Below are 26,082 nucleotides of genomic sequence, written 5' to 3' on the forward strand. Positions count from 1 at the left end.
CCCCTGGGTCCCGTCCCCGCGCCGCCGCCCGCCGTGCTCCGGCCGGGCGGCGGCACGGTGACGACGGGGCCTAGCTCGTGAAGGTCATGGGCATGGAGTGCGGGCCGCGGAAGGTCGGCGTCTCGGTGCGGTGGATCCCGGCGCGGTCCACCTCCGGCCGGCGCACCCGCTCCACGAACTGCCGCACCGCCACCTCGTTGATGAGCTGGCCGAGCTGGCCGCCGAGGCAGTAGTGGGCGCCGTGGCCGAGGGCCAGGTTCTGGCTGCGGGGACGGTCCACGTCGAGCCGGTCCGGGTCCGGGAACGCCTTCGGGTCGCGGTGTGCCGCGCCCATCCAGACATAGATCTCCTCACCGGCCCGGATGGTCTGGCCGCCCAGCTCGGCATCGCGCACCGGGCGGCGCTTGGTGAGCTGGACCGAGCTGTCGTACCGCATGAGTTCGGGCGTGGCGTACGGCACGAGGGACGGGTCGGCGGTCAGCCGGGCCAGGACGTCGGGGTGGTCGAGCAGGGCGAGCACGCTGTTGCCGATCTGGTGGGCGGTGGTCGTCTGGCCGGCCGTCAGCATGAAGATCAGGTTCCCGAGCAGCTCCTCCTCACTGGTGAAACCGCCGTCCGCCCAGGCGTCGGCCAGGGTCTGCATCAGATCGTCGGTCCGTTCGCTCTCCCGGCGGCGCAACTGCTCGCGGAAGTAGTCCATGTACTTGCCGACGCTCGCCAGGTGGTAGCCGGGGTGCTCCTTGCTCAGCGGCCCCTCGTCGACCAGCAGGCCCCAGCTCAGGATCCGCTTCCAGAAGAGCTCGCGTTCCTCCACCGGCACCCCGAGCACCCCGCAGACGACGGCGGACGGCAGCGCCATCGCGTAGTCCGTCATGAAGTCCATCCCGCCGCGCGGCAGGACCGCGTCCAGCAGGGCGCCCGCACCGCGCTCTATCCCGTCGCGCATCGCCTCCACGGCACGTGGCAGGAACGGCTTCGTCATCAGCTTGCGCAGCCGCTTGTGGTCCGGGGCGTCGGTGACGAAGAGCTGGGAGTACAGGGCGCGCAGGGGGGCCGCCTGCTCGGGGGAGTGCGTGTCGGGGTCCCACTGGGGGCGGCGCGCGGAGAAGACGGGGTCGCGCAGCGCCGTGAGCGCGGGCTCGTACCCGGTGACCATCCACGCGCCGCCGTCACCCATCGTCGGGTCCCACAGGACCGGGTTGATCTCCCGGGCACGACGGTAGAGCGGGTACGGGTCCTCGACGTAGCGGGGCGTGTAGACGCCCATCATGGACAACTCGTTGTCGCGGTCCGTGGGTCCGGTGAGCTGAACGGTCATCGTGCGTCTCCTCGGTAGCTGGCTGCGTGGACGCGCAGCACGTGCGCGCCCGACACCTCGTCGGACACGAGCCAGTCGCCCCGCCGTGGGTCTCCCTCGACCAGCAGGCGGGCGCCCGACATCCGGGCCGTCCCGGGCGGCCGCAGCAGCGAGATCCGGCGCACCCGCAGCTCGGGCGGACCGCCGGGGCCGTCGGCCGGCGTGCGGCGCAGCAGGTTCTCCAGCGCGGTGAGCGGCAGGCTCTGCTCGGGCCAGCGCGGCAGCATCCAGACGTCGTTGGCCGGAGCCTCGGTGAGACGGGCGGCGACCAGGGCCCCGGCGGTGTCCTGCCAGGAGGCGAGCGGCAGCACCCGGCCGCGCCAGCGCAGCCCCCGGGGCGCGCCCGCCGCGCCGCGCAGGGGCGGGGCGTCCTCCGGCACCGCTCCGCCCGGCACCGCATTGCCCGGGTCCGTTCCCGGGACGGCCCGCGGCCCGTGCGCCGCCCGGTGCACCACGCGCAGCCGGGCCGCCTCGCGGGGCAGCGCCGCACCCGTGCGGTACACCACCTCCACGTGCCACGCCCCGTCGACGTACGCCGCGCGCGCGGTGCGCTCCAGGGGCGCCGCGCCCGCGTCGAGGCGCAGCGCGGCCGGGCGCACCCGGATGTCCTCGAACCGGTCGGGGACGAGGGGTGCGAGGTCCTCCGGAGGCAGCCAGACGGCCGCCCACAGCGCGTTCTCCAGGAGCAGCGAGACCGGCAGCGCGGGGGCCCCGTCGACCTCGAAGTCGGTGAGCACCGGCACGCGTTCCCGGGTGAGGGCGATACGGGCGGTCAGGCTGCGGTGCGGCGCGTGGTCGCTGACGTCGCCGAGGTGGAAGAGCGCCGGGACGAGGGCGCGGTAGCCGGGCAGGTCCTCGCTGCCCGGGTAGCCGAGGGCCTGGAGCGGTCCGAGCGCCCGGCCGAACGGCCCCACGTAGGTGACCTCCCCGCGCGTGCCCGCGGCCAGTTCCGCGAGCCAGAGGCGCACCCCCTCGTCGACGTCGAGGGCGGCCATGTAGCGCAGCGTCGCCTCGAAGTTGGCGACCATGCCGACCCGGTCCCAGGTCGGCCAGCACAGCGTCATCACCGGGAACGGCGCGATCCGGTCGGCCCACAGGGCGAGCCGGGCGAGCCCCTCGTTGGCGGCGCCGTAGTCGAGCTGTCCGACCATGCCGCCGAGCCGCCCGGTGAGCGAGCCGACCGCGCAGAAGAACTTCAGCGGCAGCGCGCGCACCCGCTGGAACAGGTGGAGGAAGCCGTCGGTCTTGGTGGCGACGGTGCGCAGGAACTCCTCGTCGGTCTTCTTCGGGAACCGCGCGGGGGTGTCGACACCGGCGTTGTGGATGACGGCGGTCGGCGGCCCGTCCAGTCCGTCGAGCAGCCGGCCGACCGCCTCCGGGTCGGTGAAGTCGCAGGTGCCGTAGGTGATCCGGAGTCCCTCGCGGTGCACCCCCGAGAGATGGGCGAGCAGTTCCCGCTCGCGCCGCGCCGCTGCGATGGCCGCGCGGATCGCGGTGATCGGCCGCCCCTCGGCGCGCAGGCCCCACAGCCCCCGCTCGTACGCCGCGAAGCCCTCGTCGTCGGCGGTCAGCCAGGGCGCGGCCGCGGGGTCGGGCAGCGGACCGCGCCCGGTGACCACGACGCGGCAGCCGTGCGCGCGGGCCAGCGCCGTGGCGATGCGCCAGCCGATGCCCCGCCCGCCGCCGGAGACCAGCACCAGGTCGTCGGGGCCGAGCGGTACCGCGGGCGGGCCCGCGTCCTCCGCCTCGGCCCGCAGGGTGAAGCGGTGCCCGCCCCGGTGCCCGATCTCGAACAGGCCCCACCGGTACAGCTCGCGGCAGATCCGGTCCGGCAGCAGGTCCGTCTCGTCGAGCGGGGTGTCCAGGACCCGGGTGTTGCAGTTGGGGATCTCCCGGTGCAGCGTCTTGGCCAGGCCCGCCCAGATGCCGCCGAGCGGCTGCGGCCCCCCGCCCGGGGCGTGGTCCTCGGGCGCGAAGCCCATGCCCCCGCCGAGATAGGTGACGGCCAGGTAGAACAGTCTGCGGGTCGCGGTCTCCCGCTCCCACTCCGGGTAGCAGGCGCGCAGGGCGGCGACCGTGCGCAGCAGCGCCGGCGCGTGGGCGCCGCCGCGCTCCGGGTCGAAGGGCTCGGCGAGGGTCAGGTCGACGAGGCCGTCGGGCAGCCGCCCGTCCACGCGCCAGTCCCCGCCGGGACCCGGGTCCGTGACGACCCGGGCGCCGCACTCGCGCAGCCGGGCGGCGACGCGCGCGGCGAGCGGCGGGGTGCCGCCCAGGACGGCGATCCGGGCCCCCGCGATGGCCGGAGCGGTGTGCGCGGGCGGCACGGGCTGCGGCACCGGCCGCCACCGCATGCGGCGCACCGGGGCCACCGCGGGGCCCGCCCCGTCCGGGGCACCGGGGCCGCCGTCCGGGGCGACGCCTGTGCTCATGTCCGGACCGCCTCCTGGTCGGCGTACTTGATCTGCATCAGCACCTCGGGCAGGGGCCGCAGCGAGACCAGCGCGCCGGGGGTGACGGGATGCCCCGACACCAGGTGCAGCCGGAACCGCTGGGTGATCATGGCGACGGCGAACTGGATCTCCAGCAGGGCGAGGTCCATGCCGATGCACTTGCGGGCGCCGCCGCCGAAGGGGAAGTAGTCGTAGCGGTCCCGGCCCGCGGCGCGCCCGCCGACGGCGCCGGTGGACTTCCCCTGGTGGGCGGGGCAGAACCGCCGGGGGTCGAAGGCCTCCGGGTTCTCCCAGACGGCGGCGTTGTGGTGGGCCGCGTAGACCGGGACGAGGACGGTGCTCCCGGCGGGCACGTGGTAGCCGCCGATCTCGTCGTCCTCCACGGTGTCCCGGGGGAACAGCCAGATCGGCGGGTACATCCGCAGCGACTCGTCCACGACCTGCCGCAGGTAGGGCAGGTCCGGCAGGTCGGCGGCGGTCGGAACGCGTCCGCCGAGGACCCGCTTCAGCTCCTCGTCGAGTTCGTCCCGGACGTTCCGGTGCTGGGCGATGGCGTAGAGCGTCCAGGTCAGGGCGCAGCCGGTGGTCTCGTGCCCGGCGAGGAACAGTGTCTTGAGCTCGGCCCTGATCTGCGTCTGGGTGAAGGGCTTCCCGGTGACCGCGTGGGTGGCGTCGAGCAGGGCGGCGACGACGCTGTCGGGGCTGCCGCCGCCGTTGCGGTGCAGGTCGATGATCTCGTCCATGACGCCGTTGAGGACCCTCTGGTGGTGCTTGAGCCGGCGCTGGTAGCGGGTGGGCACCCAGCGCGGCAGCATCTGCTTGACCTCGCCGGTGAGGATCATCGCCTTGAGCGAGAAGCGCACGGCCGGCATCAGCCGGTCGGAGTAGTCGCGCAGGTCGACGCCGTAGAGCATGCGGCCGATGACGCCCATCGCCAGCCACATCATGTCGTCGGTGATGTCGACGTCCTCGCCCTTGGCGGCCTTCTCGTCCCAGCGGGCGAGCAGTTCCTCGACCGTCGCGGTGATGGTGTCCGAACTCTCCCGCAGCCGCGTCCTGTTGAAGAAGGGCTGGGTGACGGAGCGCCGGGTGCGCCACTCCGGTCCGTCGGTGGTGAGCATGCCGCGCCCGAAGAACAGGTGGAAGCCGCGGTAGAACCGCCCGCGCACGTAGTTGCGGGAGTTGTCCTGGAGGACGTGCTTGACGTGCTCGGGCTGGGTGACCTGGTGGACCAGGTAGGGGCCCATCTTCATCCGCGCGATGCCGCCGAACTGCCGCTGCAGTTCCACCAGGAGCTTGAGGGTGTCCTTCCGGAAACTGCTGAGGGCGCCGAACAGGACGCTGCCCTCGGGGCCGGGCGCCTGGCGGCGATCCTGCCCCGGCGCGGCCTTCCCGGCGGGCTCGGTGGTCGGCACGGGGATCTCCTTCTTCGGTGTCATCGGCCGTTCGCCCCCACGGGGGCGGTCCGCGGTTCCTGATCGGGCACCGGCCGCTTGTCCGGCGTGTGGAGGGCCCCGGTCACCGCGTCGACGTAGCCGATGACGGTGGCGGAGACGTCCTTCATCTGCAGGACGACCCGGCCGCCGGGGGCCACCGCGACGAAGCGGTTGTCGGGAGCCCGCTCGGTCATGTCGAAGGCGGGCGGCGTCGCGTAGAGGTCCAGCCGTCCGTACTGCGCCGTGAGCCCGAGGTCGTTGCCCGCCGCGTACAGGTCGATCCGGCGGATGGACAGGGGCGCGGCGATCGGCACCAGACGGCCGTCGACCAAGTGCAGGACCCCGGTGCGGGCCAGCCCGTCGAGGAGGATCGACGGCGCGGTGAAGCGGCTGAACGCCGGGTCGTCCGGGGCGAGGTCGAGACGGTACGTGGACCGCTTGCCCAGCGGGTGGAGCCGGGTGTCGTGGGTCGACACGAACGGCCCGGTCAGTGACACCGGCGAGGCCGGCACGTGGTACGGATCGGCGACCGGCCGCTCCCCGGCCGGGTCCCAGGGCTCCCAGCGGGGCGCCGCGCTGTACTCGGCGGCCAGCAGGACCCGGGCGGTGAAGTGGGGCCGGTCCTCGACGAGCAGCACGCCGCCGGGCGAGCGCACGTCGGTGGTGATCCGGATCTCCACCGCGGTCAGCTCCGCGGTGCGGGCCACGACCTTCGCCGCGATCCGCTTGGGCGTGGACGCCGTGTCCTCGTACACCCGCAGGAAGTGGTGGAACACCAGGTCCTCGAAGGCCACGACCTTCAGCCCCGGCACCAGTTCCCGGGCCGCCTCCGCGGCGATCTCGGTGACGAAGGTGCCCGGCAGGGTGGGCACGCCGCGCACCCGGTGATGGCGGAGGTAGCCGTCGACGGCCAGGTCGAACACGCACTCGTGCACCGCCTCGTCCGGCCCCGACGACACCTTGCGGCGCAGATAGAACCAGTCGCCGCCGGACGGGCGCGGGGCGTCGAGGTAGCCCGGGTAGAAGCGCTCCACGGTGGCCCGCTCGGCGGCTCCGAGGTGCACCACCGACGGCTCGTCGCGGCCCGTCGCCAGCTCCCGCACGAAGTGGTCGACGCCCTCGGCCACCGGCATGTGGCTGTAGGAGCCGGCCCGCTTGAAGTACGCCTTGGTCAGCTCGTTGGCGCCCATCCCGACCCCGTCCCACAGGGTCCAGCCGACGGTGAACTCCTCGGCGCCGCGCGCCCGGCTGCCCCAGGTCGCGGCCGAGGCGAGGAAGTCGTTGCCGGAGGCGTAGTCCGGCTCGCCGAGCTGGCCGAAGTAGCCCAGCAGCGAGCCGAAGTTGCACCAGCTCCGCGGCGGGCGCGCGGCGAAGGCGCGCCGCAGGTTGCGGTAGCTGCGCAGCTTGAGGTCGCGGATCGAGGTGAACTCCGCGAACGACTTGTCCTTGATGAGCGCGGAGCGCTGGCGCCCCGCCGCGTTGATCAGCAGGTCCACGCCGCCCGGCTGTTCGGCGAGGACCCGGCCGACCGCGGCCCCGACGGCGTCGGCGTCCTGGACGTCGCAGCTCAGATAGGTGACCCGGCCCGGCCCGCAGTGCTCCTCCATGGCGCGGATGTTCGCGCGGGCCGCGCGGGCGTCGGTCATCCGGTCGAACTCCCGGTTGATCCGCGCCACGTTGCCGCCCCCGCCGACCAGCCGCCTGCGGATGTAGGACTGCCGGGTGGCGGCGAACGCCTCGTCCTCGCCCTCGAAGACCTCCGCCGGATAGCTGTCCAGCGGGTTGCTGCCGATCAGGTAGACGCGCGGCCTGTGGCGGGCGGCGAGGCCCTTGACGACCTCGGCGGTGATGCCGCGGGCCCCGCCCACGGCGAGCACCACCGCGTCCGGGCCCAGCAGGGCGGGACCGGCGGCGGGCCCGGGGGCCGCCTCGGCGAGGGTGTGGCCGAGGCGCCGGCCGCCGTCGAGGAGGACGACGGGGAACAGGCGGGTCGCGGTGGACTCGCGCTCCGCGGCCAGGGCGGCGCCGCGCAGGCCGCGCTCACCGGTGGCCAGGGCGAAGACCAGGCAGTCCGCCAGCTCCAGATGGGCGCACTTGACGAGCCCGGTGAACAGGCCCGTGAAGGGGTGCGGCACCCCGTTGTCGAGGGCGCCGGTCAGCAGGGTCACGAAGGAGGAGCCGGCCGTGCCCAGGCCGTCGTAGGCGTGCCGCAGCGTCAGGTACGCCGCGTCGTGCAGCGCGATCAGGGAGGCGGCCCCGCCCTCCAGGGACGCGGGCAGCGGCGCGGTGCGCGCCAGGTCGGTGACGACCCGCAGGTGCCGGACCGGCCCCCGGTGCTCGGCGAGCGCGGCGCCCACCGCCTCCTCGGTCACCTCCGGCAGATGGCGCCAGCCGGGCCTGGTGACGTCGGCGGGCGCGGTGGACAGGACGGTGGCGTCGGCCGGCAGGTGGCGCAGGCTGGCGCCCAGGTCCGGCAGGTCGGTGAGGACCACGACGCCCGGCGGGAGGAACGGGACGCGGTCCACCGAGCCGGTGGTGTCGGCGAGTTCGGTCAGCCGTGGCACATGGCGGACGACGGTGTGCTCCGGGGAGCCGCCCGGACCGGCGGGGGCGGGTCCGTCCGGCGCCCCGGGACCCTGGTGCGCTCCGCGTCCACCCCCCGTCCCCGGGACTCCGGCGGGCACGGCCGGCCCGGCGGATTCGGCGGGTTCGGCGGGTTCGGCGGCGCGCTGCGCCGAGGGCTTCCCGGCCGCCGCGGGGACAGCGGCCCCGGCGGGCCGTGCGGATACGGCCGCCTCCGTCACCTCCGCCGCGGGCTCCGGGGCCAGCGCGCCGGTGACCGTGAGCGTGAGGTGGGTGGCGGGGAGCCCGGGGTCGGGCGCGCAGGTCACGGTGACCCGCCCGGCGGGGCGGTGCAGCGCCTCCAGGACGGCGAGGCCGCCCGCCGCGCCCAGGTAGTGGGAGCGCCCCGGGCCGTCGGCGGACGGCATGACGTCGATGCGCCCGGCGTCCCGGGGAGCCTCGCCGCCGACGGTCAGCTCGTCGACGTAGCCCAGGATGTCGAGGCCCGCCGCCCGTGCCGTCTCCTCGGTGGTCAGGGTGAACAGGAAGGAGCCCTCCGCGAGCGGCGGCCGTCCCGGTCCGCGCCCGCACACGCCGTCGAGCAGCGCGTCGTACTCGGGCAGCGAGTTGCCGTTGATGCCGCCGGCGAGCGCGAACTCCAGCTCGCCCGTGCGCAGATAGCGGCAGGCGGTCTCGATCGCGGCGAGCGCGGAGGCGGGGCCCGCGTCGAGCGTGATGTTGGGGCCCTTGAGGTCGAAGTGGTTGGCGACGCGCGCCGAGATGATGTTGGGCATCATCCCGGGGAACGAGTCCTCGTTCGAGGCCGGGATCTGGCCGCGCACCCGCTCCCGCACCCCGGCCAGGAGCGCGTCCAGACCGGGCAGCGCGGCGGTGGCGGCGTCCGTGGTCAGCGCCTTCTCGACGTCGTCGAGGAAGCAGCGGTTGGCGAAGAGCATGGCGGCCCGGGTCGGGCCCATGTTGCCGACGAAGACACCGGCCGACGTGGTGTTCGCGTCCCAGAAGCCGGTGAGCCGCCCGCGCAGGTCGTGGGCGCACTCCAGGATCATCAACTGGCAGCGGTCGATGGTGCGCACGGTCGCCGGGGGCATCCGGACCTTCTGGAACGGCGGCGGCGGATACGTCTCGCCGAAGCTGTCCCCGGGCCGGCCGCTCCCGCGGGTGACCCACTCGGTGACCCCGTCCCGGTCGAGCCCGGGCACGTGCGCGGACCAGGCCACCACCGCGACGCGACGCGAGGCGGCGGCGGCGGACGGCCGCCGCGGAGCGGGCAGGTCCGGACGGTCCTCCTGCACGATGAGGTGGGCGTTGGTGCCGCCGAAGCCGAACCCGGAGACCGCGGCGGTGCGCGGACGCCCGGACCCGGCGGGCCACGGCACCGGCTCCTTCGGTATCTCCAGCCGTGTGGTGCCGAGGTCGAAGTCGGGCTGCGGCGAGGAGTAGCGGAACTGGCGCGGGATCGTCCCGTGCTCCATCGCGAGCAGCGCCTCGATCACCGAGACCACCCCGGCCGCCCAGCCGGTGTGCCCGATCAGGGACTTGTTCGAGGTGACGTACCCGGTGCGGTCCCGGCCGAAGTGGGAGCGCAGCGTCGTGAACTCGGCGAGGTCGCCCGCCGGGGTGCCGGTGGCGTGCGCGATGATCCAGTCGACGTCGGACGCGCCGACGTCGCCGTCGAGCGCCGCCCGTACCGCCAGGTCCTGGCCCGCCGAGTTGGGCGCGTAGATCGCCTTGCCCTTGCCGTCGGAGGAGGCGCCGAACTCCTTCAGGACGCCGAGGACCCGGTCCCCGTCGCGCCGGGCGTCCCGCAGCCGCTTCAGCACGACGACGCCCGCGCCGTCCGCGAAGATGACGCCGTCGGCCTTGGCGTCGAGGGAGTGCACGGCGCCGCGCTTGGACAGGCCCTGCAGCTTGGAGAAGAGCACGGTGCCGCGCGGCGCGAGGGCGAACGCCCCGCCGCAGACGGCGATGTCGTGCTTGCCCGTCTGCAGCCCCTTGACACCGATGTCCACGGCGTACAGGGAGGAGGAGCAGGCGGTGTCCACCATCTGCAGCTCGGTGGAGCGGGGCAGGATGCCGTCCATCGCCAACTGGCCCACGTGGTGCGGGAGGAAGCGGGCCGGGTCCTGGGCGCCGCGCCAGTAGCGGCGGGCGAGCGTGTCGTGCACCGTGCCGAGCAGCCGCTCGCGGTCCCGGTCGCCGAGCCCCAGCCCGTCGGCCACCTCGCGGGCCCGGTCGCCGATGCCGGCCAGCACCCCCGCCTCCTCCAGGTGCTGGCTGCCGTCAGGGGTGTACCCGACGAGGAACGCGTAGCGCGAGTCGTCGTCCCGGTGCACCCCGTCGAGGGCCTGGACCAGGCTGTGCCGCAGCCAGGTGGTGGTCAGCTCGTGGTCGGCCGCGTCCCCCATCGTGTCGACGGAGCCGCGCACCGGCTCGAAGTCCGTGATGAACACACAGGTGTCCTGGTACGACTTGTCCTCGGCCGCGGTGTCCGAGGAGTGGAAGGTGCCCCGCTCCCAGCGGTCCTCCGGTACGGGGACGAAGAGTTCGGCGCCCTTGGTGCGCAACTCCCAGAACTCCTGGGGGCCGTTGGCCCCGGCGACCGCCAGGCCCATGCCGACCACGGCGATCTCGTCGGCGTCGGCGTCGTCCTCGGCGTCGGATACGTGCTCGGTGTCCGGTACGGCCTCGGGACCCGGTACGGCCACGGCGTGTGGTACGGCCTCCGGGGCGGGAGCGGGAGCGGGAGCGGGAGCGGGGGCGGGCACGGCTCCGGGCGTTCCGCCTGTGGCCGCTGCGGCTGCTTCGGCCGCTTCGGCAGCGGCGGCCGTCGGGGCGGCGGGTGAGGACGCGGCTCCGGGTACGGCCGCGGGTAAGGCTTCGGGGGCGGACGCCGTGGCCGGGACCGAGGATTCGGCGGACCCGGTGCCGGGGGCCGCCCCCTCCGCCGCGGGCCCGCCGGTTCCGGCGGCGGCCCCGGGCGCCGGGTCGGCGCCGGCCCGCGGTCGCGGCGACATCAGCGCCGCGCCCAGGCTCAGCCCGCCGTCCGCGAGCACCACCTGGCCCGTGATCCAGCTCGCGTCGTCCGAGGCGAGGAAGGCCACCACGGCGGCGAACTCCTCGGGGCGTCCGAGGCGGCCGAACGGGGTGGACTCGGTGATGGTGCGCTGCATCTCGGCGGCCTGCGGGAACTGATCCGCGACCTCGCTCACCAGCATGGCCGCCGACGCCGTGTTCACCCGGATGCCGAGCGGCGCGAACTCCACCGCGAGATAGCGGGTGGCGGCCTCGGCGGCGGCCTTGGCGGGGGCGCAGGCCAGGTAGTTGGCCATGACCATCTGCGAACTGCCCAGTGCCGAGAGCTGGATGATGGAGCCGCCCCCGCGCCGTGCCATCAGCGGGGCGGCGGCGCGGGCGCAGCGCAGTCCCCCCTTGTAGTTGGTGTCGAGCGCCCGGTCGAGGTGGGCGTCGGTGATCTCGTCGAGCGGGACCAGCGCGCCGTTGGCCGCGTTGTTCACCAGGATGTCGAGGTACCCGAACCGCTCGTCGATCTCGGCGAACATCCGGTCCACCTGGTCCTGGCGGGCCACCGAGCCGCGCACGAGGTCGACCTCGGCGCCGAGCGCGCGCAGTTCGTCGCGCAGGGTCTGCGCCTCCGCGTGCGAGTGGAAGTAGTTCACCAGGACGTGGGCGCCCCGCAGGGCGAGTTCCCTGGCCACGGCGCGCCCGACGTTTCTGGCCCCTCCGGTGACCAACGCCAGCTTGCCCTTGAGTTGTCGCATGGATCGCTAACCCCTTCCGGCTGTCCTGTTCGCGTACGCGGCGCACGGCGGCCCTGCGGGTGGCTCAGCCGGTGAGGGTCCCGCCCTTCAGGTTGGTGTGGACGAGGTCGACGACCTTGCCGAAGGTGTCGTACGTGGCGAGCCGGAACCCGGCCTCGCGCGGTGGCAGCCCGTAGTGCCGGGTGACCCGGGCGAGGAGCTCGACCTGCTTGACGGAGTCGACGCCTAGTTCCGCCTCCAGGAGCACGTCCTCGGTGAAGACCTCCTCCGGGTACTCCAGGGCCGTGGCGTAGGTGGTGCGCACGAGCGCCGCCACCTCCTCGGTGGACGGGACACCGGGGGCGGCGTGCGCCTCGGTGGGTCCGGCGGCCGGTGCGGCGGGCTGTTCGACGGCCGTCGCGGGGGCCGTTGTGGAGGCCGTCGCGGCGGGGGGCGCGGCCGGTCCTCCGTCGAGCTCCGCCCGGACCAGCTCGACCAGGCGGGGACCGAAGGCCTCCCAGAATTCCTCGATGGTGGGCACGCTGCCGCCTTCCAGTCCGTTCAGGAGTGCGTCCAGGGACAGCCCGCCCTCCGCGTCGAGGGCGAGTGACGACCTGACGGTCGTCCCGGCCGGGGGGAGATTGCGCCGGACGAGCTTTCCGAGTGCCCCCAGGGCGCCGGACTCGACGAATACGGAGAAGCCCTCGGCGTTCAGCCTCCGCATGGCCCCGGTGAACCTGACCGGGAGCACGAAGTGGCGGGAAAGGCATTCCGTCAGCACGTCGGAATCCGTGTAATGGCGCTCGAGGATCGGCGAGTAGACCGGGACCTCCAGGGGGCGCTGGGGGAGTCCGGCGATGCGCCGGGCGAAGACCGGCACCAGTGGTGCCAGGACCGGGTTGTGGAACGGGAACGGGGAGTTGAGCTCGACGGCGCCCACGTCGATGTGCCCGGCGATGCCGACGACGCGGGCCAGGGCCCCGGCCGGCCCGCTGATCACGGTCTGCGTCGGGTGGTTCTCGCTGGCCACCGCGAGGAGTTCGTCGCCGACCAGGTCGATGACCTTGCGCACCTGTTCGGCGGGCATGGACAGCGCGGTCATCCGGCCGGTGCCGAGCCCGGCCTCCATGATGACGCGGGCCCGTTCGGCGGTGATCCGCGCGCCGTCCGCGACGCTGAACGCCCCGGCGGCCACCAGCGCGGCGATCTCGCCGAGGCTGTGGCCGACGTGGACGCCCGCCCGTACGCCGTGGGCGTCGAGCACGCTGAACGCGGCCATGTCGCTCGCGTAGATGGCGAGCTGGGACACCCAGGCGGGGTGGCGCAGAATCGACGCCGCGTCGAGGGGCTCCCCCTCCAGCAGCAGCTCCGATACGCCCCGGCCGAAGAGTTCCTCGGCCACGGTGTCGACTTCCTTGAGGACGAGTTCCACCTGCGGGTGCCGGGAGTGGGCGAGCCGCAATGCCGCTCCGTCGAAAGCACCTTGACCGGGGAAGAGGAAAACTGTCTTCTCGTTCGGCTTCATCGGTCGAAACCTTCCATAGACGCCTCGATCGAGTGAACCATCTCCATGGCGCCCGGGAAATTGGACCTAAGTACACGCAACAGTTCGACGGTTGCGGAACTGACGGGGCCCGGACGCCGGTACGGCGCACGGGCCCGGTGGCGCGTGGTCCGGTCGGGGTGACCGGTGCCGGCGCGGTCAGTGCAGCAGACCGTCCAGCAACTGCGTGATGTGTTCGAGCTGGGCCCTGACCTGCTGGGGACCGCCCGCGGTCACCGGCATCAGGATGCGGGTGACGCCGACCGCCGCGTAGTCGGGGATCTGCTCGGGGGTGTGCAGTCCGCCGTACAGGGTGATGGGCAGCGGGGCCCGCCCGGCCGCGCGCGCGAGCACCCGCAACTCCTCCGCCTGGCGGACGAGCTGGCCGAAGTGCGTGGCGAGCGGGAACCAGCCGTCCCCGTACTCCACCACGCGGCGCAGCACGTGCCGCCCGTTGCCGCCGACCAGGACCGGCGGATGCGGCTGGCGCGACGGCTTGGGCCAGGACCAGATGCGGTCGAAGTCGACGTACTTGCCGTGGAAGGTGGCCTCGTCCTGGGTCCAGATCGCCTTGACCGCCCGGACGTGCTCGCCCATCCGCTCGAAGCGGGTGGCCGGGTCGACGCCGTGGTTGCGCATCTCCTCCATGTTCCAGCCCGGCCCGACGCCGAGCACCAGGCGCTCCCGGGAGAGCTGGTCGAGGCTCGCGGTCTCCTTGGCCAGGATGATCGGGTCGCGCTGGTTGACCAGGCAGATTCCGGTGCCCAGCAGGATCCGCTCGGTGACGGAGGCCGCGGCGGTCAGCGCGATGAAGGGGTCGAGATTGCGGTAGTAGCGGGAGGGCAGTTCCCCTCCGGTGGGGGAGGGGGACTCGCGCGAGGCGGGGATGTGGGTGTGCTCCGTGAAGAACAGCGACTCGAACCCCAGGTCCTCGACCATGCGGGCCAGTTCCGTGACCGCGATCCCGTCGAACACCGGGAAGGTCACCACTCCGAATTTCACACTCATGCCTTCTGCTCGGCCCTCTGTTCCGTCGGCCGCCCCGAGCGGGCCGCCGGGATCCCGGCCAGCTCGCGCCGGAGCACCTTGCCCGCGCCGGAGCGCGGGAGCGCGTCGACGATCCGCACCTCGCGGATCTTCTTGTACGGCGCGACCCGCGCGGCGACGTACTCCATCAGCTCGCTCTCCACGGCCCCCGGCGGACGCGGCCCGGACTCCGGGGCGAGGACCACGTACGCCCTCGGGTACTCCTCCCCGTACTCGTCCACGGCGCCCGCCACGCCCGCGTCGGCGACCAGCGGATGGCCGAGGAGGCAGTCCTCCAGCTCACCGGGGGCTATCTGGTAGCCCTTGTACTTGATGAGGTCCTTGACCCGGTCGCGCAACTGGATCCAGCCGTCGTCGTCGACGAGGCCCACGTCGCCGGTGCGCAGCCATCCCCCGGTGTCCGGGGCCCGCTCCCCGGGCTCACCGGAGCCGGGCGCGTACCCCTTCATCATCTGGGGCCCGCGCACCCACAGTTCGCCCTCCTCGCCGGGTCCGAGGGGCCGGCCGTCGGCCACGGAGACCACCCGCAGCTCGGTCATCGGCAGCAGCCGGCCCACGGAGCCGGGCGGCGGCGTCTCGCCCTCGGGCGGCACCGTGATGCCCGGTGACATCTCCGTCATGCCGTACGCCTGCACCACCGGGACCCCGGTCCGGCGCTCCACCCCGGCGGCCACGTCGCTCTTGAGCGGGGCGGCCGAGCACAGGATCTGCCGGACGGTGGCGAAGGCCGCCGGGTCGACCGCCGGGTGCTTGAGCAGGGCCACGGCGATGGGCGGGGCGATCAGGGCGTGGGTGACACGGTGCTCGGCGAGCGTGTCGAGGAACGTCTCGAAGCGGAACCGGGGCACGACCACCAGCGTGGCGCCGTTGCGGAGGCTGAGCCCGATCAGCGTGGAGAAGCCGTAGGCGTGGAAGAAGGGGAGCACCGCGAGGACCCGGTGGCCGGGGCCGACCCGCATGGCGTGGCTCATCTGCGCGATGTTCGCGGTGAGGCCGGCGTGGGTGAGCAGGACGCCCTTGGGGGTGCCCGAGGTGCCGCTGGAGTACGGCAGCAGGGCCACGTCGGCGGCCGGGTCCACGGGGTGCCGCGGCGGTCCCGCGTCCGGGGCGGCGGTGCTCAGGTCCGCGAGGTCGCGCAGGCCCGTGGTGTCCCCGGCCTCCTTCTCCATCAGGACGACCTCGTCGACGGCCCCGGCGGCGCGGGCGGCGAGGGCGAGCGGCGCGAACGCGGCCGCGCTGACCACGGTGCGCGCCCCGCTGCTCGTCAGCTGGCGGATCAGCTCGGCCCCGGTGGCGAGCGCGCTGACCGGTGTGACCACGGCGCCCGCGCGCAGCGCGGCGAGGCAGGCCACCGGGTACAGCGGGGAGTTGGGGGCGTGCACGGCCACCACGTCGCCGGGCCCGATCCCCGCGTGCGACAGTCCGGCCGCCACCGAGTCGACGAGGTCGGCGAGGCGTCCGTAGGTCAGCGTGCGTCCGGTGACGGAGTCGACGAGCGCCGGGCGCTCGCCGTGCTCGCGCGCGTGCTCCAGTACGTACGACACCACGTCGTCGTGGGGCAGGTCGATGGCCGGGAACCGACTGGGATGGATCATGTTTCCTCTCCCGGGAAGAGGCACGCCCCTCCGGACGCGCCGGAGGGGCCTGCCGGAGGGTGCGGTTCTCAGGTGCGGGGTGACGGCTCCGCCACCGGGGCGGCCTGTGGCGCGCCGTCGGAGGAGGGCTTGCCGCGCCGGGCGATGAGGCTCCGGGCGATCTCGGCGGTGCCCAGGCCCAGGACGATGAACACGGCGCCGACCAGGCCCAGGTTGTACGCGCCGAAGAGGGAGATGCCGGCCGCGCCGGTGCCGCCGGAGGCGGAGACGCCGAGGTAGAGGGCCGCCGCGTTGAGCGCGATGCTCAGCGGGGCGCCGGCCGGGTTGATCTGGATGAGGCGGTGCTGCTGCGGCACGAGCACGCCCCAGCCGCACAGGCCCCACACCACGAGCGCGAGGGCGGCGGTCACGGTGTTCCTGCTGCTGAGCGGGAGCAGCAGGAAGTTCAGGGCGGCGATGACGATGGCGCTGTTGATGACGACCCGGCTGCCCAGCTTGTCGGTGAGCGAGCCGCCGCCCAGGTTGCCGAGCGTGGCGGCGATGCCCCAGATGAACAGCAGCACGGCGAGGGTCGTGCCGTTGCCGTCGGTCGCGCGGTCGAAGGAGATGGCGATGTAGGTGTAGACGGTGTAGAGGCCCATGAGCACCAGCACCGTGGTGAGCAGGGTGAACACGATGCGTGTGTCGCGCAGCGGCGTGAGCCGCTGGCTCAGCTTGACCGGCGGCAGCGACGGGACCGCCGGCAGCATGGTCATCACGCCCACGGCCGCGACCAGGGCCAGCGCCGCCACGAACCACATCGTGGTGCGCCAGTCGGACTGGCTGCCGATCACGGTGCCGATGGGCGCGCCGAGCGCGGTGGCACCGCTGAGGCCGGCCATCACGATGGCGAGGGCCTTGCCCCGCTTCTCCGGCGGCGCCAGGGTCGAGGCGGTCACGCTGGCGGTCGGGGTGAACATCGCGGCGCCGAGTCCCGCGACCACCCGCGAGGCGACGACCAGGCCGAACGTGGGGAGCACGGCGGTCAGCACGTTGCCCAGGGCGAGTACGAGGAGGCCGCTGATCAGCAGTTGCTTGCGGGGCCAGTGCGCGGTCGCCGCCGCCATTACGGGGGAGAGCACCGCATACGAGAGCGCGAATACGGTGACGAGCTGCCCGGCGGCGCTGTTGCTGACGTTGAGGTCATCCGCGACATTGGGCAGGATTCCCGCCACGACAAAGCTGTCGGTACCGATTGCGAATGTCCCGAGAGCTAATACTAGGAGGCGGCTGTACATGCCTTGACTCCACTTCGAATACCAAAGGTTCGATGAGCTTCATACTATGACGCGCCTCACGTTGGGTGTCAAGATAACTCGCTGACCTGCGGCAATGGCGAAGCCTCGCCTCGGCGTCAGTGGGGGATACGCCGGGGCGAGGCTCGGTGGAGGCGGGTGAGCGGCAGGGAAAGGGGGGGCGGGATCGCGCCGTTATCCCGCGGCTAGCCCCCTGTCCGACTGGCGGTGGGAGAGCGATACGAGGCCGACCTGGAGTCGGGACTCGAGCCCCAGTTTCTCCATGATGCGGGCCACGTGTGCCTTGACCGTGCGTTCGGTCACGCGCATGCGTGCTGAAATGGCGCGATTCGAGAGGCCGGAGCCGAGGAGGTGGAACACCTCGGACTCGCGGCAGGAAAGGAGGCGGACTCTCTCGAGGGAGCCCGACCAGTCGGGGTCGATGTCCCGGTCGGCCCGGAAGCGATGGGAGACATCCCGCAGCACAGGTCGTTCCGTAGTCCCGTGGGGGGAGGTCCTCGGATGTCGATTTTCAAGATTCACAGAGTCCATCAATGGATCCTTAAACCAACCTCGATGACCGTTTGGTTGTGATGTTACATCGGGGACTGTCTTTGCACTCAAGATCAAGATTCGCCCGTTCGACCGGAATCCAACCGTTGGTTCCATGGGGTAAAAGGTGCGTTCAGGGCATTTTTCCGCGAATCAATCGACAAGATTCGAACCATCCCGCTCAAAAATATAGCCCTGGATTCACGTATGCATTGGCATTGAGGGCGATTTCAGGGCAGCTTTTGTCGAAAATTGACCAGAGTGATATTTGTCACGTATGGAGACTGTATGAATATGGCACCCGGTGACATCGGACTCCCCCGGTCGTTCGGGGAGGGCGTCCTGGGTCCACCGAGAGCGGCGGAGAAGGCCCTGGTGGGCGGGGTTCCGCCCGGAGGCACTCCGTGTCGACGGGGGTGTCGTGTGCCCGGCCGTCCGGTGCCGGGCGTCGATCCCGGCAGTTGGCGCCGGCGACGTCCTGGGCCCGCGCGATGGGGGAGGCCGGGGCGGGGGCGCGGTGCGGCGGGGTGCCGGGCGCGCGTCGCACGGCCGGAGGCCGGGGCCGGGCGGTGCGGGCGGCCTTGCGACGGGTGTCCGCGCGGGCCGACGCGGAGGGGGCCGCCGCGTCCCAGGTGGGAGGCGCCGACGGCACGGGCCTCGGCCTGTCGGGCGCCCGGCGGTCCGGACGGTGGAGGCGGTGGCGCGGCGGCCGCCGGGCCCGTCCGTCGGACGGGGAGCGGCGGCGTTCCGCGCGGCCGTCCGATGCCGCGTGGACCCCGCCCGTGCGCGGAGGGGCCCCGGGCCGTCCGCTTACCGGGGCCGGTGTCGCCCGCTCCTCGGTGTGTCCCAACCGGGGGCGGGAAAAGGCCCATTGTGCAGTAACGAGTGCCCGGCGTCGAGTTCTGCCGAGTTAAATTGGTTGACACATATGATGCGGCTTGGAGGGATGAATGATCGACTCTGCCGTCGCTCTACCTCAGGGACGCCGTCAGCGCAATAAGGCCAGAGTGCAGGAACGCCTCTTCGAGGCAGCCGTGGAGCTGATCGCGCGACACGGCTACGACAACACCTCGATCGACGAGATCGCGGCACGTGCCGATGTGGCCCGGGGTACCTTCTTCAACTACTACCCGCGCAAGGACGACCTGATCTCGGAGTGGAGCGCCCGCCGCGGCACCGAGTTGCGCCGCTCGCTCGTCACGGAGGCCGGCGGGCTGGAGCCCGGGGACACGGTCAGCCGCTTCCACCGCTGCCTCGCCGCCCTCGTCGAACTGAACGAGGACCGACAGGAGGTCAACCGCTCCATGGTCACCGCCGCGGTGAGAGCCGGCTGCCTGGGGGCCCGGGAGTCGGCCACCGCCGAGTTGTTCACCGCCATCCTCACGGACGGACAGGCCCGGGGGGAGCTCAGCGAGGGCTTCGACCCCGACCGGCTGGGGCTGCTGCTCCGCGACGCCTATCTCGGTGTCCTGACCCGCTGGGCGGTGGGCGCCGAACAGGACCATGCCTCGCTCTACCGGGAGTTGCACGAGGTCTTCAAGGTCTTCCTGGTCGGCGCGCTGCCCCGCACCGCCCATCGCGACTGCTGCCCACACACCGCCTGACGCCCCGCCGGAAGCCCTCCGCCCGCCCGTACGTCCGTGCTCGCGCACGGCCGCGTCCCCCCGCGCGCGGGTGTGCACGGCGCCTGTCGCCGATTTCGCGGAGGGCCGTCCGGCGGCGTACCGGCTGAGCGGTGCTGCCGGTCGTCTCGTGGATGTGCCCCGTCGGCCGACCGGTGCCGCCGGCACGGGAACCGCCGGAGGGCGTCATGGACCTCCCTCCGCGCCGCCGGAACGCCCGTCGGCCCTCCGCGCGGACGGGGGAACCCGGGACCAGCGGCCCCGGATCCGCCGCCAACCCGTGTCGATGACGCTGCGGTTGGCGCTCCCGTGGCCCCGAAGGGCCCGTCGCCGTGGGGCGTTCGTGCCGGGTCGGCCCGCGCCGTCCCGGGCCGTGACTGCGGTCGGCGTCGGTGAACCCTGGGCTCGGGTCGGAGATCCCCGTTCCCGAGCGCGCGTTCCCGGCACGGCACGGTTCCGGACTCAGGTGCTGTCCTGTGCCTCCCAGACGAGCGCCTCGACCGTCGCACCCGTGAAGAGGTCACCCATGTCGGTGATCGTCAGGGTGGCGACGCGTCCGGTCTGCGTCCTGAGGCACAGCACGCTCTCCCGCGCCACCGCGGCCGTGTACGACCCGTGCGTCGCGAGCCGCTCCAGGCACTCCTTCCTGCCGGGCGTTCCCGGGCCCGGCCACGGCGCCACGTCGGGACCGCCGGACTGACTGCCGAACAGCGCGCCGCTGTTGGTGAACAGCGCGGCGTCGTAGGACGCGTCGGTGCTCTGCTCCGGTGGGACGGAGTCGAGGTCCACCCCCGCCATTCCGATGTGGATCTCTCCCCGCCACCGAACGGGACTGGCACCGCCCCGGGGCGTCGTCGAGGCCGTCGGCGCCGTCCGTGCGGTCGGCGGGGTGTCGTCAGCGGGGTCGGACGGAGGGGTCTGCTCGGGAGTGGCGGCGGGGTCCTGGCTCATGACGGAGCCCGGTGGCGGTGCGGCGCCCCGCTCGGTCTCCCCCCAGGGGCCGTACGACCTGACCGCGTACGCGGTCCCCCCGATCAGCGCGGCGAGGCAGACCGCCGCCAGGAGGAAGCCCGCCCCGTTCCACACGGCCGCCCCTGCCCTGGCACCGGGGGTCGGAGTGGGGGGGAGGAGGGTACGGAGGGGGCGGCGGCGGACTGGGGGCCTGGTAGACGTTCACCTGATGGCCGTTCCGCCCGATCTGCAGAGCGGCGTCCCCGTCGAACCTGTTGTGGGACCCCTGGCCGGTGGCTTCGGGATCAGGCGCGGGTCCCGTCACCTCGACCCGCCGAAGCTGTTGAACTGGGAGGAGTTGTCCCCGATCTGGAGGGCCGTGGGGCCGTGGAAGACGTTGTGTCCCACGGCGGGCCCGCCCCGCTCGTCCCGTCCGGGCCGGGACGCGTACTGGGCCAGGGCGTCCCGGAGCAGTTCGGCGAAGGCGGCGTCGCGGTCGATCGCGTCCTTGAGGGCGAACTGCAGCCACTGCCGGGTCTCGGGCGTCGGCTCGGTGCGTCCGGCCGAGGCCTCCTCGTCCAGACGGGCCAGGGCGGTCTCCTGCCCGAGCTTTTCGCTGACCACCGTGTGCACCCGGTCCATCGCCGCGTCCAGGGCGCGGTCCACCTCCTGGTCGGCCTGCTCTCCCACCCGGCGCACCTTGCGGGCCGCCCATGCGAACAGACAGCCGATCGCGATCTCCACGCCTGTCATCCTGGTCCCCCCTGCAGCACCAACTGACGGTCGATCAGACGGTACCCCGGTGGGGGGCGCGGACACAGACGTCGGAAGGAAATCGCCCCAGCGGCCCGTACCCGCGGCGAGGTGGGCGATCGGGCGGGGCGCGCCGGAACACGGCGGGACTCCGACGGCCCGCGACGGACAGCGGCGGGATTCCGTGAACAACTCGGGTCGGAGTGTTCAGGGGCGCATCGCCCCGACGGTGTCCGCGGCGACGGCGAGGGGATCGGTGGGAGGCCGGCCGAGCAGCCGCACGAGGTCGGTGCCGGTACCGCCGAGGAACCCGTGCCGGACACTCGTGGCGATCGAGACGAACATCGGTGCCTGGAACGGCAGCAGGGTGTCATCGGCGAGCAGCCGGGCACGGTACTCGCCGAGCCCGATCGTCCGGTGGGTGACGGCGAGGCGTTCGGCGACGTCGTCGGCGGTGATCCGTTCGCCGACCAGATCGTACGTCCGGCCGGCATGCGGTGCCGGGTCGGCGGCGACGAGGGCTGCGGCGGCGGCCAGGTCCGCCCGCGCCACCGCGGAGAGCGCGCCGTCACCGAACGCCGACTCCAGGCCGTCCGGCGTCCAGGACAGCAGGGCGCCGAACAACTCGGCGTACAGCCCGTTGCGCAGGATCGTCCACCTCGGGCCGCTGTCCCGGATCATCCGCTCGGTGGCCCTGTGCGCGAGCGCGAACCCGAGGTGGTCCCCGGCGCCCGTCAGGCTGGTGTAGATCACGTGGCCGACGCCGTCGCGGAGCGCGGCGTCGAGGACGGCCCGGTGGCGGGCGAGGACGCGGTCGTCCTCGGCGTATCCCGCGGAGACGAGGACCAAGGTCGAGACACCGGTCAGGTCCGGGCCCGTGGGGTCGTCGAAGTCGACGCGCCGCTGACCGTCGGCGGGTGTCCTGCTGCTGCCCAGGGCGGGCACCTCGCGCTCGGCCAGTTCCCGGAGCGTGAGGGAGGCCAGCCGTCCGCCGGCGCCGGTCACCATGATCATGAGGGTTCGGTCTCCTGCCGTGGTTCTCTTCGGTAACTACGGTGAGATCCTGAACCGGCCATGACCGGCGTACAAGGAGGCAGTCTCGTGTCAGTGACGCACACCGGGGTAACCACCGGAGCCGCCGAGCTCGAACCGTGCGGGCTGCCGGAGCATCCCGACTGCGGGATCCGCGACGTCCTCGACCGGGTCGGGGACAAGTGGTCGGTTCTGGTCGTCGTCGAGCTGGCCGGGGGACCGCGGCGCTTCCGGCAGCTCCAGCGCGCCGTGGAGGGAATCTCGCAGCGCATGCTGACCCTCACGGTGCGCCGGCTGGAGCGGGACGGCCTGGTACTGCGGACGGTGTACCCGACCGTGCCCGCGCAGGTCGACTACCGCCTCACCGGGACCGGTGCGAGCCTCACCCATCTGGTGAAGGCGCTCGCGGACTGGTCGCTGGAGCACCGGGACACCATCGCCCACGCCCGCCGGGCCTACGACCGCGAGCACCCCGACAACGAGATCCGGTGAACCGGTGGAACGCCGACAGCCGCCCGACCCGCGACACCCCGTCCGTGTGGTGCGCATGACGCACGACGGAGGTCGGCGCGTACCGGTCGAAAGGCCCCTCGTGGCCGACCCCGGGCTCAAGCACGCCCTGCGCCACCTCCGCTCCGTGAAGTCGCGGAGACCGTCCGACGGGAACCCCGGGGCGTTCGCCGGCTGGCGGGAGGGGATCGCCGAGGCCCTGGACGCGGTGGCGCGTGTGCTCCTCTTCGAGGAGGACCGGGCCCGGGCCGCGGCCGAGGCGGCGGCGGCCCGGGAACAGGCCGCGGAGGTCCGACGCCGAGGCTCGATCCGGGCGAACGGGGGGTGACACCTCCGGGCGGCCCTCCGGTTGGTGGCCGCGCCGCGCGACACGGGGACCGGCGCGCACCTCTGCGTGTTCCCCCGCCCCCGCTCCGACGCCTCCCTCTCCTGCCCCCGGCACACAGGGGACCCCGCTCGGCTACCCTTCTGGCGCTCGGCTCCCGTATGCGGCCACACCCGTCGGACACGGCTCAGGTCACTGGCTCGGCCGGACCGCCAACCGGTCCAGTGCCTCCAGGAGCCCGGGAAGCTCGGGCCCCCGGCCCACGGGGAGTATGTGCCCGGGTTCCTCGTCCAGCAGGACGAAGGCGATGTCATCGGTCCGTGCCACGAGGGACCAGCCGGGACCGTCGGCCCGCACGGTCCTGGCGCCGTCGGTCGCGAACGAGGACCGCACCCGGCCGGGCGGCGGAGGCGCGGTGACATAGGCACGGGCCTCGGCGAGCACCCGCCGTACCCCCGCGTGTCCGCCCGCCCCGGACCGGCCGCCGGTGTCCGCCCCGTTCCGTACGGCCTCCGCCCCCGCCTCCGTCGGGGCCCCGGGCGCCGTCCCGCTGCCCGCGCCCGGTGCCATGAAGTCCGCGTCGTCGACCTGGCTCCGCCACCGCGCCCACTGCACGGCGATCTCGTCGGCGCCCAGCCGCCGCTGTGCGGGCCCCCAGACCTCGACGTCCGGCGGTGACAGCGCGGGATGGCCGCTCACCCACGGATCGGGGTCGTGCGGCGCGGGGACGCCGGGAGCCGCCACCGCGACGGCAAGGGGCCAGCCCGGGAGCGAGGCCACCACAGCGCGCTCGTCCGGCGACAGGTCGTACTCCAGGCCGCAGTCCCAGGACGCCACGGCCACGGCGACCAAGGACACGTCATCGACGACGACCGTCCACCGCGCCCCTTCGCCGTCCTGGCCCAGCACCAGCCCGTATCCCTCGCCCGTCGGGGCCAGGTCCAGCGCGCCGCACGCCTCCGGGTAGTCGTCGCCCAGCACACCCGGGAACTGCGCGGGCGTCAGCAGCACCGCGGTGAGCACGTACAGCGCGTCGTCCGCCCCCGCGTGGGAGTCCAGGGGTTCCTCTTCGGGCCCGGCCATCCCAGCCTCCCCATCGGTTGTCCAACGGCGCGCACCCTAGTGCCCCCGGAACACCCTTGTCACGGCCTTCGCACCGGCCCGAACCGGGTCCGGACCGCCGCTGATCCGACGGGACGAGGACCGGGTGGGCCCGGCCCCGGTGACATGCCGCCCCTCACCACCCGGCCCCGTGGCCCACCACCGGGTGCGCCCCGGCGAGCGCGCGTGCCCCCTCGTGTTCCGCCCCCGCCCGGGTACGGACCGAGGGATCCGGCACGCCGTGCGCGATCACCGGTGGGTGACCGGACGGCCTGTCATCTACCGTAATCCACTATGGAGTTACTGCTTCGACGGCGGAAGGGAACGGCGACCGTGAAGCGATATGAACGGCTGCGACAGATCCGACGGATGGACCCGCGGCGCGACGCGTCCGAGATCTACCGGCTCACCTCGGCGTACGAGTTCCCCTGGGACTTCACCCGGGCCCTGGAACTCGCCCTCTACCGCACCTACGCCGTCCCCAGCATCGGCCGCCTGCTGGCAGAGACAGCGGAACTCACGGACCGCACCCAGAAGCGCTACGACGACACCACCCTGCTCCTCGACGCCGTCGTCGAGCACGGCTTCGGCAGCGAGCAGGGCCGCACGGCGATCCGCCGCATCAACCAGATGCACCGCAGCTACGACATCACCAACGACGACATGCGCTATGTGCTCTGCACCTTCGTCGTGACCCCCAAACGTTGGATCGACGCCTTCGGATGGCGGAGGCTCTCCCGCCACGAGACCACCGCCTGCGCCATTTACTATGGCACCCTCGGTCGGCACATGGGTATCAGGGACATCCCCGAGACCTACGACGACTTCGAGACGTGCCTCGACGCCTGCGAGGAGGCCCACTTCGGCTGGGACGAGGGCGCCCGAAAGGTGTCGGACGCCACCCTCGACCTCATGGCCTCCTGGTATCCGCGCCCCCTGGCCCCCGTGCTGCGCACCGGTACGCTCGCCCTGCTCGACGACCACCTGCTGCGCGCCTTCCGCTACACCCCGCCGAGCCCCGCCGTCCGCGCGGCCGTGCGTGGTGCGGTACGGCTGCGCGGACGCGCCGTCCGGCTGCTGCCACCGCGCCGGACTCCCCACCACGCCCGGCAGAACTGGGAGGTCAAGGGCTATCCGAACGGCTACCGACTGGCCGATCTCGGTACCCGCCCGGTCCCGGGAACGGGCGGCTGCCCCGTGCGGCACCTCGACACGTCGGCCACCGAGTAGAGGGCGGTCCCGACACGTCGCCCGCTGGGCCGAAGGCGGTGCCGTGCCTCCTCACCGATCCCGCCCGGCGGGGGAGTCCGAGGAGCCACGGACCGGCACGGTGGGCGCTCCCGCGCGCGGGGAACCGCCTCACGGCCGGGTACGGCGCGTGGCGTGGCGCGGCACACCGCCCGGACGGGCGGGCCCGGTGTCAGCCGTCCCGGGAGGCCAGCACCAGAAAGCGTGCCTCCTCGTCCGTGTACGACGTCATCCGCCACCCGGAACGCTCCAGCAGGGGACGCAGAACCGGTTCGGCGCGCAGATCGTCCGGCGCGAGCCGCCGACCGTGCCGGGCCGCGAGCGCCGCCCGGCCGATGGGGTGGAACAGCGCCAGCACTCCACCGGGACGGGTGACCCGGGCGAGTTCCCGCAGCCCCTCGGCGGGGTCCGACAGGTGCGAGAGCAGCCCCGCGGCGAACACGGCGTCGAACACCCCCGACCGCAGCGGCAGCGCCGCGACGTCGGCCGGCAGCAGGTGCCCCTCACGGTCCCGACCGGCGCGCGCCGCTTCCCGGAGCATGGCGCACGTGAGATCGGCTCCCACGACCACTCCGGACGGCCCCACCGCCGACCGCAGCGGCGGCAGTGCCCGGCCCGTGCCGCAGCCCGCGTCGAGTACCCAGCCCCCTCTCCTCAACTCCAACCGGTCGATCGCGGCGGCGTAGGAGAGGCCATCGTCGGGGAACCGGCGCTCCCAGCCGGCGGCACGGACGCCGAAGAACTCCCGGACACGTGTGCGGTCGTCGCTCATGCCCGCATGATCGCTCACCGGTGCCGACACCGGCGACCGAAGGAACGAGGGGCGAGGGGAAGGCCCTCGTCGTCACCGCCCTGCGACACGCCCATGACCGGCCGGATCACGTCCCTCCACCGCGTTCCCCGCCCCGCCGGACTATCGCCCGCCCGCCCAACGGGAGGACGACA

18 protein-coding genes are annotated in these 26,082 nt (G+C 73.4%); 4 read left to right on the forward strand and 14 right to left on the reverse strand.

Going from position 1 to position 26,082, the window contains the following annotated elements; genetic code table 11:
- Positions 1 to 70: 70 nt before the first annotated feature.
- The 9 genes from ACZ7LB_RS09985 to ACZ7LB_RS10025 all read right to left on the reverse strand — a co-directional run bounded on the left by ACZ7LB_RS09985 (position 71) and on the right by ACZ7LB_RS10025 (position 17,595).
- Positions 71 to 1,318, reverse strand: a complete 1,248-nt coding sequence (locus ACZ7LB_RS09985; protein ID WP_471466765.1) for a cytochrome P450 — start codon at positions 1,316 to 1,318, stop codon at positions 71 to 73.
- Entirely contained in the window at positions 1,315 to 3,786 is a 2,472-nt protein-coding gene (locus tag ACZ7LB_RS09990; protein ID WP_471466767.1) for a KR domain-containing protein, read from the reverse strand. Before ACZ7LB_RS09990 ends, ACZ7LB_RS09985 begins: the two co-directional genes overlap by 4 nt.
- A complete protein-coding gene (locus tag ACZ7LB_RS09995; RefSeq protein ID WP_471466768.1) occupies positions 3,783 to 5,222 on the reverse strand; it encodes a cytochrome P450 in 1,440 nt (479 codons plus the stop codon). Before ACZ7LB_RS09995 ends, ACZ7LB_RS09990 begins: the two co-directional genes overlap by 4 nt.
- A 20-nt stretch (positions 5,223 to 5,242) precedes the next feature.
- Complete coding sequence (locus tag ACZ7LB_RS10000; protein WP_471466770.1) at positions 5,243 to 11,605, reverse strand: SDR family oxidoreductase; 6,363 nt, start codon at positions 11,603 to 11,605, stop codon at positions 5,243 to 5,245.
- A 64-nt stretch (positions 11,606 to 11,669) separates the two neighbouring features.
- Positions 11,670 to 13,109: an acyltransferase domain-containing protein gene (locus tag ACZ7LB_RS10005; RefSeq protein ID WP_471466772.1), complete on the reverse strand. Its 1,440-nt coding sequence runs from the start codon at positions 13,107 to 13,109 to the stop codon at positions 11,670 to 11,672.
- A gap of 177 nt (positions 13,110 to 13,286) precedes the next feature.
- Positions 13,287 to 14,135 (reverse strand): LLM class F420-dependent oxidoreductase, encoded by an 849-nt coding sequence (locus ACZ7LB_RS10010; protein WP_471466774.1) that lies wholly within the window; start codon positions 14,133 to 14,135, stop codon positions 13,287 to 13,289.
- Positions 14,132 to 15,769: an AMP-binding protein gene (locus tag ACZ7LB_RS10015; RefSeq protein ID WP_471466775.1), complete on the reverse strand. Its 1,638-nt coding sequence runs from the start codon at positions 15,767 to 15,769 to the stop codon at positions 14,132 to 14,134. The genes ACZ7LB_RS10010 and ACZ7LB_RS10015 overlap by 4 nt, the downstream gene beginning before the upstream one ends.
- Before the next feature lie 68 nt (positions 15,770 to 15,837).
- The gene (locus ACZ7LB_RS10020) at positions 15,838 to 17,046 is read right to left on the reverse strand and encodes an MFS transporter (RefSeq protein WP_471466777.1); all 1,209 of its coding nucleotides are present in this window, start codon (positions 17,044 to 17,046) and stop codon (positions 15,838 to 15,840) included.
- Between the two features lie 192 nt (positions 17,047 to 17,238).
- Positions 17,239 to 17,595 (reverse strand): response regulator transcription factor, encoded by a 357-nt coding sequence (locus ACZ7LB_RS10025; RefSeq protein WP_471466779.1) that lies wholly within the window; start codon positions 17,593 to 17,595, stop codon positions 17,239 to 17,241.
- A gap of 950 nt (positions 17,596 to 18,545) precedes the next feature.
- Here ACZ7LB_RS10025 and ACZ7LB_RS10030 point away from each other — a divergent pair.
- Positions 18,546 to 19,199: a TetR/AcrR family transcriptional regulator gene (locus ACZ7LB_RS10030; RefSeq protein ID WP_471466781.1), complete on the forward strand. Its 654-nt coding sequence runs from the start codon at positions 18,546 to 18,548 to the stop codon at positions 19,197 to 19,199.
- A gap of 480 nt (positions 19,200 to 19,679) precedes the next feature.
- On the opposite strand, the gene ACZ7LB_RS10035 is transcribed toward ACZ7LB_RS10030, so the two are convergent.
- The 3 genes from ACZ7LB_RS10035 to ACZ7LB_RS10045 form a co-directional block, all read right to left on the reverse strand.
- A complete protein-coding gene (locus ACZ7LB_RS10035; RefSeq protein ID WP_471466783.1) occupies positions 19,680 to 20,303 on the reverse strand; it encodes a hypothetical protein in 624 nt (207 codons plus the stop codon).
- 186 nt (positions 20,304 to 20,489) lie between these two features.
- Positions 20,490 to 20,912, reverse strand: coding sequence for a hypothetical protein (locus ACZ7LB_RS10040; protein WP_471466785.1), 423 nt, complete (start codon positions 20,910 to 20,912; stop codon positions 20,490 to 20,492).
- Between the two features lie 216 nt (positions 20,913 to 21,128).
- Positions 21,129 to 21,935, reverse strand: coding sequence for an NAD(P)H-binding protein (locus ACZ7LB_RS10045; RefSeq protein WP_471466787.1), 807 nt, complete (start codon positions 21,933 to 21,935; stop codon positions 21,129 to 21,131).
- Positions 21,936 to 22,022: 87 nt separating this feature from the next.
- Between ACZ7LB_RS10045 and ACZ7LB_RS10050 the strand changes: the two genes are divergently transcribed.
- A complete protein-coding gene (locus ACZ7LB_RS10050) occupies positions 22,023 to 22,445 on the forward strand; it encodes a winged helix-turn-helix transcriptional regulator (RefSeq protein ID WP_471466789.1) in 423 nt (140 codons plus the stop codon).
- Between the two features lie 100 nt (positions 22,446 to 22,545).
- Entirely contained in the window at positions 22,546 to 22,791 is a 246-nt protein-coding gene (locus tag ACZ7LB_RS10055; RefSeq protein ID WP_471466791.1) for a hypothetical protein, read from the forward strand.
- A gap of 189 nt (positions 22,792 to 22,980) precedes the next feature.
- On the opposite strand, the gene ACZ7LB_RS10060 is transcribed toward ACZ7LB_RS10055, so the two are convergent.
- Positions 22,981 to 23,871, reverse strand: coding sequence for a hypothetical protein (locus ACZ7LB_RS10060; RefSeq protein WP_471466793.1), 891 nt, complete (start codon positions 23,869 to 23,871; stop codon positions 22,981 to 22,983).
- 351 nt (positions 23,872 to 24,222) lie between these two features.
- Between ACZ7LB_RS10060 and ACZ7LB_RS10065 the strand changes: the two genes are divergently transcribed.
- A complete protein-coding gene (locus tag ACZ7LB_RS10065) occupies positions 24,223 to 25,119 on the forward strand; it encodes an oxygenase MpaB family protein (protein WP_471466795.1) in 897 nt (298 codons plus the stop codon).
- A 190-nt stretch (positions 25,120 to 25,309) separates the two neighbouring features.
- Here ACZ7LB_RS10065 and ACZ7LB_RS10070 read toward each other — a convergent pair whose 3' ends face one another.
- Complete coding sequence (locus ACZ7LB_RS10070) at positions 25,310 to 25,909, reverse strand: class I SAM-dependent methyltransferase (RefSeq protein WP_471466797.1); 600 nt, start codon at positions 25,907 to 25,909, stop codon at positions 25,310 to 25,312.
- Positions 25,910 to 26,082 lie beyond the last annotated feature (173 nt).

It is taken from the genome of Streptomyces sp. NPDC107521, from assembly GCF_055598485.1.

Excerpts from the sequence above, each read along its gene's own strand:
- ACZ7LB_RS09985 (WP_471466765.1), bottom strand. The coding sequence starts at position 1,318 with ATGACCGTTCAGCTCACCGGACCCACGGACCGCGACAACGAGTTGTCC.
- ACZ7LB_RS10060 (WP_471466793.1), bottom strand. The coding sequence starts at position 23,871 with ATGGCCGGGCCCGAAGAGGAACCCCTGGACTCCCACGCGGGGGCGGAC.
- ACZ7LB_RS10030 (WP_471466781.1), top strand. The coding sequence starts at position 18,546 with ATGATCGACTCTGCCGTCGCTCTACCTCAGGGACGCCGTCAGCGCAAT.
- ACZ7LB_RS10005 (WP_471466772.1), bottom strand. The coding sequence starts at position 13,109 with ATGAAGCCGAACGAGAAGACAGTTTTCCTCTTCCCCGGTCAAGGTGCT.
- ACZ7LB_RS10000 (WP_471466770.1), bottom strand. The coding sequence starts at position 11,605 with ATGCGACAACTCAAGGGCAAGCTGGCGTTGGTCACCGGAGGGGCCAGA.
- ACZ7LB_RS09990 (WP_471466767.1), bottom strand. The coding sequence starts at position 3,786 with ATGAGCACAGGCGTCGCCCCGGACGGCGGCCCCGGTGCCCCGGACGGG.
- ACZ7LB_RS10045 (WP_471466787.1), bottom strand. The coding sequence starts at position 21,935 with ATGATCATGGTGACCGGCGCCGGCGGACGGCTGGCCTCCCTCACGCTC.
- ACZ7LB_RS10020 (WP_471466777.1), bottom strand. The coding sequence starts at position 17,046 with ATGTACAGCCGCCTCCTAGTATTAGCTCTCGGGACATTCGCAATCGGT.
- ACZ7LB_RS10025 (WP_471466779.1), bottom strand. The coding sequence starts at position 17,595 with ATGGACTCTGTGAATCTTGAAAATCGACATCCGAGGACCTCCCCCCAC.
- ACZ7LB_RS10070 (WP_471466797.1), bottom strand. The coding sequence starts at position 25,909 with ATGAGCGACGACCGCACACGTGTCCGGGAGTTCTTCGGCGTCCGTGCC.
- ACZ7LB_RS10010 (WP_471466774.1), bottom strand. The coding sequence starts at position 14,135 with ATGAGTGTGAAATTCGGAGTGGTGACCTTCCCGGTGTTCGACGGGATC.
- ACZ7LB_RS10015 (WP_471466775.1), bottom strand. The coding sequence starts at position 15,769 with ATGATCCATCCCAGTCGGTTCCCGGCCATCGACCTGCCCCACGACGAC.